This is a genomic window from Flavobacterium sp., from assembly GCF_036515215.1.
In the GTDB taxonomy this organism is placed as follows: domain Bacteria; phylum Bacteroidota; class Bacteroidia; order Flavobacteriales; family Flavobacteriaceae; genus Flavobacterium.
In genome coordinates, this window is sequence record NZ_DATBVQ010000151.1 from 1 (window position 1) to 11,771 (window position 11,771).

Consider the following 11,771-nt stretch of genomic DNA (forward strand, 5'->3'; position numbering starts at 1 on the left):
CAGTCGAAAGGGGAAGACTCCAGTTGATATTAAAAATTTCTAATCCATTATTAAATATAAACCATGAAGATACCACAACTAAAATAGTTAACGTTGACAAATGGATAATAAAAATTACCACAGCAACAATCGCTGATTCCCCGATACCCAAAATAGCCAGTCCGGTAAAAGCCAGTAAAACAATAACTGTGGCTATTGCAATATTTATTCCAGGAGCTATTCCATGCAGGTAGTGCATTCCCTCTGAAGCCGATATCACCGCTGTGGCCATGTAAGACAGAACAGTTAAAGTTGCCGCAAGGGAAGCTAATCTTTTGGAAGAGGTATTTAAGAGTACGTTGTAAGCGCCGCCATTAAGGGGGATTGCACCAACAACTTCTCCGTATATTTTTCTAAACAGAAATAAAACGACAGCTACTAATAATAATGAAATCCAAGCGTACTGTCCAGCATACATAATTGTAAGGGCAGATACGTACAGACAAGATGAACTGATGTCATTTCCACAAATGGCAGTTGCTTGCAATTCGTTTAATTTTTTGTGTAAAACTTTTTTCATTATATTTTTAGATTTAACTCAATATTTGTCCTTAAACATAGTCCGCAAGATAATCATTTGCTATAAATAGCCAAATAAGAAAGTAATTCCTTTTTTGATTAGCGGTGGGAGATATTTATGGCTTGATGTGAAAATGGTTTGGATTTGTGTAACAGCATTTAACTAGAAAATAGTATTATACAAAACAATATTAAAGCATTGATTTACAGTTATTTGTGTTTTATTTTGACGTAAAATGTTTTATCTTTGATTAGCATTAATGTTAGACTTAAAAATTACCGAAATGAAGAAAATTGTAAAATTTAATTGGTTGACGATAGTTGTTTTCATGGTTTGTTCCAATGCAAATGCACAGCAGAATGCAAAAACAATGTTGAAGGATAAGAAACAACAGGGTGAAATATTCAAGGCGATTAGTGGTGATTCGATTCAGATGAGACAATTTAACCATTACATCATGAAACAAAAAAGAAAAAACAATGTTATAGACAATCAGGAAATCACGATGGGAAACAGCATGAATATGATGGAAAACGACTCTATTCTTATGAAGCGCACTCATCGTGAATGATAAGCCAAGAAGGAAATAGCTATCAGCAATGTCTATTGAAACGGAGCGAAAAGTTTAATTTACAATTAGTGAAATCTAATACAGGAACTGATGATGTATCACGATAACTACTGGAATATGGGAATGATGTGGATTATATGGCTGCCTATAATGGTGTTCTGTTTCATTTTTTTGTATCGTTTTTTCGACAACACGAATAAAAATAGATATTCGGAAAAGGAATCGCCTATAGACATTTTGAAAAGGAGGTATGCTAATGGGGAACTAACCACGGCAGAGTATGAAGAACGAAAAAAAGCGCTCGGAAGCAGTTAGCATTTATAAACAGCGGGAAGAATGTTTTATTGGGTTAATAAACGCCTGTGATAATTTATTTGTCCAAGATGGTAGGCTAGGTGAGTGGTCAAGTGGATTAACATGAACTCGGTCGTCGTTTTTTCTCTAAATACCAAAAGGGGAAAATCCATTTTTAATTCATCTTCCGATACTTGATTTAAAGCGTCATTGACCACTTTGATGGTTTCTTCAATTTTTTTTATCAGCTCTGATTTAGGGACATCCTTTAACGAGAATTCAAGTTCCCTGTTTCTGACATAATTTGTTTTTCCAAAAACGCTCCCGATATAAGTATTAAGATTTCCTATCAGATGCAGGCAAAGATTTCCGGCAGAATTTGTTATTCCTTTTTCACTACGCCAAATATCTTTTTCATTTTGGTACAGCTCAATCTCGGATTTCAGCCGAAGCAAATCGCGACTAAAAAGTGTTTTTAAAGTTTCAATCATTTGATGCCGGATTCTTGATGTTTTTTAAGCGATGAGATTGCCTGTTGTTGAATTTTTTTTTGCATATAGCCCGTCCAGCCAAATAAAAAACCATAAAAACCGAAAGCTTGTTTTGACCACTTATAAATGTCAAAATCATCCGTATGCTTTATTATTAATCCGTCCTGAAAATGGAAACGAGCTTGGATAACATTGATGACTTTCCTGTTGGTTTTGCTAAAGCTATAGTGCGCGGTCCATTGGGCTGATCCAACATATTCGTCTGCTTTTACGTCTGCAGTGTCAATTTTTAAATTCCCCTTGCTGCTTTCTATCAACATTTTCCACATTTGAGAAACATTATTGCCTTTTAATAATCCAAAAATGGGATCACGGAAAACAATATCCTGATGGTAGCATTCACTCATCGTGTAAGCGTTAGCGTTCGCAAAAGCAGAGTAGAATTTGACAAGGGTTTTTTCGTTTGCCGTCATATTTACATAAAATAAAAAGTAAATTTATGGTTTTTTTTAATTCAAATTAACTTTTTTTTAAAGTTATGTAAGAAATGTAGTGTTTAAAAAAAATTGACCTACGTTAGGCTACCGTAATTTCTTTTGCCAAATAAATATTTTGTATCGCGTTGATGATTTCAACGCCATTGCTAAAAGGCCGCTGGAAGGCTTTTCGTCCCATAATCATTCCCGCTCCGCCCGCCCGTTTATTTATGACGGCTGTTCTTATTGCTTCCGCAAAATCCATTTCCCCGACTGATTCTCCTCCAGAATTGATCATACCAATTCGGCCTGCGTAACAGTTAATTACCTGATATCTACACAAGTCTATTGGGTGATCGGTAGATAACTTGCTATACATTTCCGGATTGCTTTTGGCAAATTTTACGGTGGCGAAACCACCGTTGTTTGTGGGCAGTTTTTGTTTGATAATATCTGCCTGCAGTGATACACCCAGATAATTGGCCTGTCCGGTAATATCTGCTGCAGTGTTGTAATCGACATTGTCTTTCACAAAGGCATTGTTCCTTGTATAACACCAAAGTATTGTTGCCATGCCCAAATTATGTGCTTCTTCAAAAGCATGCGCCACCTCGATAATTTGTCTGTCAGATTCGGCAGATCCAAAGTACACCGTCGCACCCACGGCGACAGCGCCCATATTCCATGCATCGCGTACACTTGCAAACATAATCTGGTCGTATTTATTTGGATATGTCATTAATTCATTATGATTGATTTTCACAACAAAGGGAACTTTGTGGGCGTATTTTCTTGAAAGCATGGCGAGACCGCCCATCGTCGAGGCTACCGCATTACAGCCTGCCTCGATAGCCAATTTGACAATATTTTCTGGATCAAAATAGATGGGATTTGGAGCAAAAGAACTGCCCGCAGTATGTTCAATTCCCTGATCAACAGGCAAGATGGACAGGTATCCAGTCCCTGAAAGGCGGCCGTGGCTATACAGCTGAGTCAAGCTTCTGATTGATTGCCCATTTCGATTGCTCTGTAAAAAGTTATCAATAACGTCCTTAGTGGGTAATAACATGTGATCGCTACTAACTGTTTTACAGACATGGTTCAACAAATAGTCCTTTTCATCACCTAATAAATCTAACAATTGGAATATATCTTTCATCTTAAACTTATTTTGGAGGAGTTCTGTAAGTCGGTTGCGGATCTGTTAAAATCAGGGTTTGTAGAATGGATAATCGGTATAGCCTTTTTCGTCGGCGGTATAGAATAAATCCATATTAAGATCCTGCGATAAGGGCCAGCTGTTTTTGAATCGTTCCACAAGGTCAGGATTGTTGATATATGGTCTTCCGAATGCCACTAAATCAGTCAGCCCATTTGCAATTGCTTCTTCTGCAGTTTTCTTATTATACCCGCCGCACTGTATAATCGTATTTTTAAAATTTTTGCGAATCATTTTTTTGATTTCTGTCGGAACTGGAGGTGCTCCCATATCAGAATGGTCCAAGAGATGTATGTAAGCGATATCAAGCGAGTTGAGTTCTTTTGACAAATAATCATAAGTCGCATCTATTTCCGGATAATGCGGCATATCGCTCGCCACTCCATATGGAGATAGACGGATTGCCGTTTTCTCCTTGCCGATGGCCTGAGCAACCGCTTTGGTCACTTCAAGAACAAAACGGCATCGATTTTCAATGCTTCCACCGTAATTATCGTCACGGATGTTACTTATTGGCGAAAGGAATTCTTCCAACAAATAACCATTGGCGGAGTGCAATTCGACACCATCAAACCCGGCAAACAAAGCATTTTCTGCAGCACATATATATTCAGTTTTTGCATGAATTATATCCTGTAGAGTCATTTCTTTTGGCATTTCAAAATCTTGTAGGTCTTTGAAGTCGGTCCACATTTGTCCGGCAGCCTTTATTGCCGATGGTGCAAGTATCTTTGAGCCGACTGGCATGTTAAGAGAATGGCTTATCCTACCGGAGTGCATCAATTGAACAATTATTCTACCTTTATTTTTATGCACCGCTTCTGTGATCTTTTTCCATCCTTCAACTTGCTTTTCACTGAAAATACCGGGTATTCTGGCATACCCCAGTCCATTGGGTGATGGTGATGTCCCTTCGGTGATAATTAATCCTGCGCTTGAACGTTGTTTGTAGTATTCAAGCATGAGTTCGTTCGGAATATTTTTTATGGCTCTGCATCTGGTCATCGGAGCCATGACAATTCGGTTTTTTAATTCTATAGAGCCAATTTTTACAGGGACGAATAATTGATTTTTTTCCATGTGATTTAGACTTAAATTGTTCCTATAAAGATAATTATATTTATTGGTTTACCTATATGGATTGCCCAGAGAATTAAAGTTATCACTCAATAAATAATTTTTTTTATTTGGGGTATTTAATCGTTGTTTTGATTATAATTAGATTCGTTTCGATTATTCTTTGGCACAAAAAAAAGAGGATAGACTTTTTAGCGTCTATCCTCTTTTTCAAATTATAAAAATGTATTCTCGATTCCTTGACTTATTTGTTTGCAGGAATAATGTCGATAATCACAGTTCTGTTGTAAGCTCGTTCTTCAGGAGTATTGTTTTCAAAAGGGGCTTTGTTGTCATCCTCTCCAAATCCATGTAATTCAAATTTGACGTCGCTTCTTCCTGTTTTAGATAATCCGCTTTCAATAATGTTTTTCACATCGTTAGCACGAGCCAAAGACAAATCTTGATTATGAACTTCTTCACCAATTACATCTGTGTGACCATGAATAATTACAGTTGCTCCTGCAGGAATTTTAGGTGTTATTACATCAGTTAGGTATTTTTCGTAGATGCTAATCGCTTTAGATTTATTAAATTCATATATAATACTGTATCTAATACCTTCTTCAACTTTAGCCGGTGTCCAAAGAACAACGTGTATAGGACTTTCTTTCTCTATTATTTTACCGCTTTTTGTTTGACCGATCATCTTAACTTTGAAATCTCCTTCTGGACGACTACCTAAAATTGCTTTTCCGGGAATGCTAACTACATCTTCAGTATATGGACCAAAAGACTGCACTTTTCCTTGTTCATCCGCGATTTGCAATGACCATGAAGATAAAGCTTCGTTAGCACCTTTATTATCAAAAGTAACATAACTTTCAGCAGGCGCTCCTTGAAGAGCAACAATTTTTACCGGTTTCAATTGGGCATCAGGTCCACTTTGAAATTCCATCAATAAATCAGGAGAGGTACTTTCGATCGAAACTCTACGGTCTCCTTCACGAAGAAGTCCAAGTTCTAAGGTTGCACCCGGTTGTTCTGATGGGATGTTTGGTTTGTCCTGGCCTTTAGTGCTAATTCTGGATGGCGCAATGGCAAACACATTTACTAAATACGTTTTAATCGATTCAGCCATTGCCAATCCGTCCGCAGGTCCGTTTTCTGAAGATCCTACTAAAGAAATTGTCGATGATGGGTTTTTTTGCATACGGTCACCAAGAATGTTTAAAACGTTGTAATAAACAGTCATTTGTCGTTTTGAACGGTCAGACAAGTTTTTAGGAGCAAATACTTCCAACTGGTCTTCTTTGAAATCTTTAACCTGATCTTTATTCAAAAGAACATAACGGTTCGGTATTTCTGTAGATCCAGCATTAAAATATACGTAGTTTCTAAGCGGGAAAATTTCGTTATATCTAGACTCGCCAGGTACATTACTAGGAGAGTTGATAGAAAATTTAACTTCAGCATCCTTCACCATATCTGTAGACTGTTGGATGTTTTGTCCTTGTCCAAATTTAAGTGCAACCCCAGCTCTTACGGTAGTGTTATTCCAAGTTTCTGTTGAACGTGGGTTTTGGCCAAAATAAGGTTGGAATGAAACGAAAGGAGACAGTACGAATTGTGTCTTGTTACTATCTGATGAAAGTGGAATGTCATAACCTGCTCCAATTTGCATAGAAACAATAGTTTTGTTGACATTATCAAAATCACCTTTAACTGCAGCATTTGGTTCCTGATCAGGAAATGCTGGATTAACACCTAGTTGATATGTAAATGATTTGTCCATGTTGAAAGCCAAACGTGGTCCTCCATATAAGTAAAAATCAGATTTGAAAGGAGCAAAACGCAAACTTGGCTCTACTGTAATATAACTTAGGTTAGTTGATAAATCAGCTGGGCAATCACACACAGTGGTCACTTGATCAAAATCACCTTTGCGACTGTCATAACCAGCTTGTAACATAACACCCCATCTTGAATCAGCAGGACGGTATTCTAAAAGTGGCGCAATGAAAAGTCCGGCACCAAATCCATCATGAAATGCTTTTGGGGAAGTGAAACTAGCGTTCATTTGTTGCGTTGAGCCACGGTAAAAATTAAAATTAGCACCACCAGCTAAACCAAAGTACCAAGAAGGTTTTGTGTATTTAACTTCTAGAGTTTCCTGCGCTTGAACAGATGTTTGAAAACTTAACCATGACAAAGCTACTAACGCAACGCTTTTGATTGTAAGGTTTTTAGGAGACCATGTAGAACACGGTTTCTCATTATATTTAGTTGTTGATATCATTTTTTATCTTTTATAATTAGGTTTTATTTAAATGAATCCCGTCCTGAGACGGGATATTTAAATCTTATATTTAATTTCTTAGTTAGCAGGGATATTAATAATGGTATTTACCATAGTTACTGAAGAAACTAATGAAATTGCTCTTCCATTTAATACTGTTTCTTGACCAACTGGAGTAGTACTATTACCTGGAGAAGATAATGTAACCCCACTATTTGCGAGAATGTTTCCTACCATTACACCACCACCAGCGTAATTAATAACTGCTGTACTACCTACATACCAGTAAACATTTTCAGCCTTTGCTTGACCTGTCAATATAACATTTCTGGTAGCTGCTGGAGAACCTACTGTTAATGAAGATTCCGCTTGGAAAATCCAAACATCAGTTGCACTTCCGGATAAAGTTAAATCACCATTTGTGATTTTATAAGTACCACTTGCTGATTTGTATACTCCTGCAGTTAAAGTTAATCCACCTAGTTCACCTGATCCTTGATCACTTCCTCCAGGTTTTGAAGCTGGAGAAATACTATTGTATAGATCTCTTGCTGCATTCAATCCTGCAAGTGCTATTTTCGCTTTGTCAGCATTTCCTGGTGCAGGGGCTGCCGCATAGATTCCACCGTCTACAAGTCCGTTATTAAGAGGCGTAACTGTATAAACTTCAAATGGAGTAGCAAAAATATCAGTGAATCCCGTTACTTTTGTAGAAACAGCTGTTGTACCAATACTTCCGTTGTTAATTCTAGTATTCAGTCCTTGATTAGTTATCCCTGCAGTTCCTCCAAATATTCCGAAGAATAATTTTGCAGTGGGAGCGGGAGCATTTACAACCAATGTAGTGAAATTCCAAACATAGTTATTTGCTAATGGCACACCTGCAAGATTTTTTGCTCCAGTTGTAATCGTAGCCGTATAAACTTTACCTTCCAATAAAGGATTTGTAGGTTTAAAAGAAGCCGTAGTTCCTGAATAAGTTACTGCTCCTCCAATAATCGTAGCTCCTTGCTTCAACGTAAAAGTCGTTGCATCAATAGTTAACGGATCCATAATCATACTAAAGTCGGCAGTAATCGTTTGAGTAAGACTGATTCCAGTTGAATTGTCAATAGGATCTGTGGAAGTAACAGTTGGAGCTACTATAGATCCGGTTGTGAATTGCCATACATAATCACTTATTAATGTTGTGTTGTCTAAATTTGTTACTGCTTTAGAAACAGTAGCTGTATAAACTGTATTTGCAGCCAAAAGTCCGGTTGGTGTAAAAACAGCAGTAGTACCACTATATGATACAGTTCCCGGTACAGTTGTAGCTCCTTGTTTTAAGGTATATGTAGTTTCATTAATGGTTGAAGCCTTCATCGGCATGTTGAAGGTAACACTTACTAATTTGTTCACAACCACATTATTCGCATTATTTTCTGGATCAGTTGATGCAACCATTGGAGTAACTGTTAAGCCAGTACTAAAAGTCCAAATAGTTTCTTCTTGCAGTGCATTACCCGTAAGATCTTTTACTGTTCTCGCTATTTTAGCAGTATAAGTAGTATTAGGGGTAAGTGTTGCAGCTGGGGTAAATGTAGCTGTGGTACCGCTATAATTAACTGCACCGTTTACTTGTGAAGTACCATTATATAATGTAAATGAAGACTGATTTATTGTTTCAGAGTTCATTTCTTCATTAAAAGTTACGGTAATTATTTGATCAAGCGGAATGTTGATTGCCCCATTTATAGGGGTTGTTGCTGTCACTTCAGGACAAACACCGTCTATTTCCACAAAATCGTCGCTCGCACAACCGGAAATTAATGCAATAAATAGTATTGCGAAGGTTAATAGTAATTTTTTAGTTTTCATGTTATTAAGTTTTGGGGATTTGTTATTATTATAATTATGGACAAAGGTGAAGCTATTGCGAGGGTTAATTGTTATACTATATATTTTTATAGTTGTATAATTCACTTATTAAAAAAAACTTAATTTGTGTTAAATAACTTGTAAATAAATGTCGGTTTTAAATTTTTTTGAAGCTGCTCTCGATGTTTTGTTTTACATCAACGGAGTAAAAGGCTTTTTTGTAGTGTTAGAATTGAAGAATAAAAAGAGAAATTTTTGAAACTGACTGCACTTTTTAAGAAGGTAGTCAATATGGTCGTTATTTTTTAGGTAAAAAAAAATCGAGAATGTATTTCTCGATTTGCCAATAAATTAAAATTTTCACTAATTTTTTATTAGTCCAAAAACCTTGTAAAAAAGTGGATAGACTTAATTATAATATGGTCACAATGCCTTTTCTTTTTAATTCGGAGAAGGAAAGCAAAAAACATTTCATTTCAATGCTTTTATGGTCTTACATTTTTCTTCAGGTGCAAAACGTGTGCGTTTAATTCTTTGGTTAAAAGATCAAGAGAAAGGGCCGATTCTTTCATATGATATAAGGATTGTTCGATTTCCTCTTTTGAATCTTTTACAAGATCAAGCATTAATGATAATCCTAGAATATTTGCAATTGGTTGTCTTACCTTATGTGAAGTGATGAACATGATTTTTTCTAAACCTCGAATATACTCTTTTTGGGATTCTTGTGCATTCGTAAGTTCTAAATTGGTCAACATTAATTCGGTTGCCCTTTTCTCTTTTTCATCGTTCTGAAAAGCGAGCTCTTTGTTGGCAATAATGAGTTCAGCCGCTCTTTTTTCTTTTTCGTCATTCTGAAAAGCGAGTTCTTTGTTGGCGATAACTAATTCTGCCGCTCTTTTTTCTTTTTCGCTATTCTGAAAAGCGAGTTCTTTGTTTGCGATAATCAGTTCTGCCGCTCTTTTTTCTTTTTCGTCGTTCTGAAAGGCGAGTTCTTTATTGGCAATACCTAATTCAGATGCCCTTTTTTCTTTTTCGTCGTTCTGAAAGGCGAGTTCTTTATTGGCAATACCTAATTCAGCTGCCCTTTTTTCTTTTTCGTCATTCTGAAAGGCGAGTTCTTTATTGGCGATAACTAATTCAGCTGCTCTCTTTTCTTTTTCGTGATTTTGAAATGCGAGTTCTTGGTTGGCGATAACTAGTTCAGCCGCCCTTTTCTCTTTTTCGCCATTCTGAAAAGCGAGTTTTTTATTGACACGAATTAATTCATCCTCTTTTTTCATTTTTATCTTTATTTCTCTCATTTGATGGTAACTTTTTTCAACTTATTGCTAAAGAAGACAAGGTTTTAAGATTTATTAGTTGAGCAACCAAGGAATGAATGGATGTAGATAAAATTGAATATTATCCGGTAGGGAATAAATTTTAAATAAATTTATTATACACGCAAATGGGTAGTGAGTTATATTCTGGATCGTTTAGAGACCACGTTAGTGACTACAAATTGTAATAATACACCAAGCACTTTTTTTATCGGACTATGAGCGCCGCCCAGCAAGAGCTTTTTAGATAGATAACCTGTAGACAAACCTATGACACTATTTAAAAGATTACTTTTCAGACCAGGTGTTGTGGTCATCTCAGCAAAAGTGTTTTTAAGCAAGTTTATAGGCTTTATGCTTTCGTAGGTAGCGTGAAATTGTTCCCTGAGGGAATCGAATTCATTTGCCTTTTTTATTCTTAAAGTTGAGATTCTTTGATCTAAAAGATCGGTCTCGTTTATTTTTTTCATAACATTCCTATTTTAGCATTTTTCCAATTATAAAATTGCTCACTGGTAATTTAATCCATTGATCTTTATAAGAATAGAGTAAAATTGAAATAATTAGATAAAATGAAGCCACAATAAAGAAACCGTAAAAAAAGTTACCCAGCATTTCTCCAATCCAAAAAGAGATGCCAAAATTAAGAAGCAGAATGAACATAGCAAAAACAATAGCAATTACTAATCTTGAAATTAAGGAAGACAGTACATCCGAAGATTTATCTATAAAATTTAGCCGGGCTAATTCAATAGTCGTTCGGGTATAGTTCTCCGCTTTTTCAAAAAGAATTTCTATTGTTGTCGCTTTGTTATCCATTATTTATATTTTAATTGAAGTTTAGGAAACGTGTTTTAAACATCTAAATTTTCAATTTCATTTTTTGTATTCTCAAACTTTGCTTTTCCTTCTGCAAGAAAAGCTTCTCCTTCGCCTTTAAGACTGTCAAATTTGGCTTTTCCATCCTTAAGCAGAGATTTTCCTTCTTGTTTTAGAGAATCATATTTTTTGGACAGATTGTTTGCCGTTGCACCGTACTGATACTTTAATTCATCAGCGTAATCAATACCTTTGTTTTTTATTTTTTTTCTTGTTTTTTCCCCTTTTTCAGGAGCAAACAATATTCCTAATATAGCACCGGCAGCAAGACCGCCTAATACTCCTAATATTACTTTATCTGTTTTCATAATTATTTTTTTATTCTGTTAAATTCTGTTTTTTATAATCTTCTTCCTTGGATAAGTCTTAATAGTACTGCAATTACAGCAATGATTAGTAACACGTGTATTATACCACCTGCACTAAATGCGAAAAAACCGATTGCCCAAAAAATGATTAAAATTACTGCTAATGTGTAAAGAAGGTTGCTCATGATTTTTAATGTTTTTGATTATTATTTTATATTTAATTTAAAAAATTGAATAAACGAATCGCTTCATTTTAAATGATTTAAAGCTGTTTGTTCAATTTTATTACCTTACAAATATCTGCAACAATTTAAGAATAAGTGTTATACAAATTTCGAGAAATGTTGTAATATTTACAGTTTTAAGTAAATTTTTAATAAAAGTTTACTGTTTCTGGGAAGAAATTTGAAACAGTATTTAATGCTTATTTTTAAGCG

General features: G+C 35.6%; 14 protein-coding genes. 2 read left to right on the plus strand and 12 right to left on the minus strand.

Translation table 11 applies throughout. The features are described 5' to 3' along the window. Positions 1-559 (minus strand): amino acid permease (locus VIH09_RS10255; protein ID WP_331580599.1); only part of this gene is annotated, 559 nt, incomplete at its 3' end. A gap of 283 nt (positions 560-842) precedes the next feature. On the opposite strand from VIH09_RS10255, the gene VIH09_RS10260 reads away from it, so the two are divergent. Continuing rightward, on the plus strand, positions 843-1,130 hold the full coding sequence (locus VIH09_RS10260) for a hypothetical protein (protein WP_331580601.1): 288 nt from the start codon (positions 843-845) through the stop codon (positions 1,128-1,130). 90 nt (positions 1,131-1,220) lie between these two features. Continuing rightward, complete coding sequence (locus VIH09_RS10265; RefSeq protein ID WP_331580603.1) at positions 1,221-1,445, plus strand: SHOCT domain-containing protein; 225 nt, start codon at positions 1,221-1,223, stop codon at positions 1,443-1,445. Between the two features lie 26 nt (positions 1,446-1,471). On the opposite strand, the gene VIH09_RS10270 is transcribed toward VIH09_RS10265, so the two are convergent. From VIH09_RS10270 to VIH09_RS10320, 11 genes are all read right to left on the minus strand, one after another. Further along, a complete protein-coding gene (locus VIH09_RS10270; protein ID WP_331580605.1) occupies positions 1,472-1,915 on the minus strand; it encodes a DinB family protein in 444 nt (147 codons plus the stop codon). Further along, positions 1,912-2,388, minus strand: coding sequence for a nuclear transport factor 2 family protein (locus VIH09_RS10275; RefSeq protein WP_331580607.1), 477 nt, complete (start codon positions 2,386-2,388; stop codon positions 1,912-1,914). Before VIH09_RS10275 ends, VIH09_RS10270 begins: the two co-directional genes overlap by 4 nt. A gap of 103 nt (positions 2,389-2,491) precedes the next feature. Beyond that, positions 2,492-3,550 carry a class I fructose-bisphosphate aldolase gene (locus VIH09_RS10280; RefSeq protein WP_331580609.1) on the minus strand — a complete coding sequence of 353 codons (1,059 nt, stop codon included), beginning with the start codon at positions 3,548-3,550 and terminating at the stop codon, positions 2,492-2,494. A gap of 51 nt (positions 3,551-3,601) precedes the next feature. Next, positions 3,602-4,690, minus strand: coding sequence for an alkene reductase (locus VIH09_RS10285; protein WP_331580611.1), 1,089 nt, complete (start codon positions 4,688-4,690; stop codon positions 3,602-3,604). Between the two features lie 241 nt (positions 4,691-4,931). Then, the gene (locus VIH09_RS10290; protein WP_331580613.1) at positions 4,932-6,965 is read right to left on the minus strand and encodes an OmpA family protein; all 2,034 of its coding nucleotides are present in this window, start codon (positions 6,963-6,965) and stop codon (positions 4,932-4,934) included. Between the two features lie 78 nt (positions 6,966-7,043). Continuing rightward, positions 7,044-8,720 carry an Ig-like domain-containing protein gene (locus VIH09_RS10295; protein WP_331580615.1) on the minus strand — a complete coding sequence of 559 codons (1,677 nt, stop codon included), beginning with the start codon at positions 8,718-8,720 and terminating at the stop codon, positions 7,044-7,046. Between the two features lie 590 nt (positions 8,721-9,310). Continuing rightward, positions 9,311-10,129: a diguanylate cyclase gene (locus VIH09_RS10300; RefSeq protein ID WP_331580617.1), complete on the minus strand. Its 819-nt coding sequence runs from the start codon at positions 10,127-10,129 to the stop codon at positions 9,311-9,313. 158 nt (positions 10,130-10,287) lie between these two features. Next, a complete protein-coding gene (locus tag VIH09_RS10305) occupies positions 10,288-10,617 on the minus strand; it encodes a hypothetical protein (RefSeq protein WP_331580619.1) in 330 nt (109 codons plus the stop codon). A 7-nt stretch (positions 10,618-10,624) separates the two neighbouring features. Next, entirely contained in the window at positions 10,625-10,966 is a 342-nt protein-coding gene (locus VIH09_RS10310; protein WP_331580622.1) for a hypothetical protein, read from the minus strand. A gap of 35 nt (positions 10,967-11,001) precedes the next feature. Then, the gene (locus VIH09_RS10315; RefSeq protein ID WP_331580624.1) at positions 11,002-11,334 is read right to left on the minus strand and encodes a YtxH domain-containing protein; all 333 of its coding nucleotides are present in this window, start codon (positions 11,332-11,334) and stop codon (positions 11,002-11,004) included. A gap of 32 nt (positions 11,335-11,366) precedes the next feature. Continuing rightward, a complete protein-coding gene (locus VIH09_RS10320) occupies positions 11,367-11,519 on the minus strand; it encodes a lmo0937 family membrane protein (protein WP_139262324.1) in 153 nt (50 codons plus the stop codon). Between the last annotated feature and the right edge of the window lie 252 nt (positions 11,520-11,771).

Coding starts and splice junctions, on each gene's coding strand:
- VIH09_RS10260 (WP_331580601.1), top strand. CDS start 843: ATGAAGAAAATTGTAAAATTTAATTGGTTGACGATAGTTGTTTTCATG.
- VIH09_RS10265 (WP_331580603.1), top strand. CDS start 1,221: ATGATGTATCACGATAACTACTGGAATATGGGAATGATGTGGATTATA.
- VIH09_RS10270 (WP_331580605.1), bottom strand. CDS start 1,915: ATGATTGAAACTTTAAAAACACTTTTTAGTCGCGATTTGCTTCGGCTG.
- VIH09_RS10275 (WP_331580607.1), bottom strand. CDS start 2,388: ATGACGGCAAACGAAAAAACCCTTGTCAAATTCTACTCTGCTTTTGCG.
- VIH09_RS10280 (WP_331580609.1), bottom strand. CDS start 3,550: ATGAAAGATATATTCCAATTGTTAGATTTATTAGGTGATGAAAAGGAC.
- VIH09_RS10285 (WP_331580611.1), bottom strand. CDS start 4,690: ATGGAAAAAAATCAATTATTCGTCCCTGTAAAAATTGGCTCTATAGAA.
- VIH09_RS10290 (WP_331580613.1), bottom strand. CDS start 6,965: ATGATATCAACAACTAAATATAATGAGAAACCGTGTTCTACATGGTCT.
- VIH09_RS10300 (WP_331580617.1), bottom strand. CDS start 10,129: ATGAGAGAAATAAAGATAAAAATGAAAAAAGAGGATGAATTAATTCGT.
- VIH09_RS10305 (WP_331580619.1), bottom strand. CDS start 10,617: ATGAAAAAAATAAACGAGACCGATCTTTTAGATCAAAGAATCTCAACT.
- VIH09_RS10310 (WP_331580622.1), bottom strand. CDS start 10,966: ATGGATAACAAAGCGACAACAATAGAAATTCTTTTTGAAAAAGCGGAG.
- VIH09_RS10315 (WP_331580624.1), bottom strand. CDS start 11,334: ATGAAAACAGATAAAGTAATATTAGGAGTATTAGGCGGTCTTGCTGCC.
- VIH09_RS10320 (WP_139262324.1), bottom strand. CDS start 11,519: ATGAGCAACCTTCTTTACACATTAGCAGTAATTTTAATCATTTTTTGG.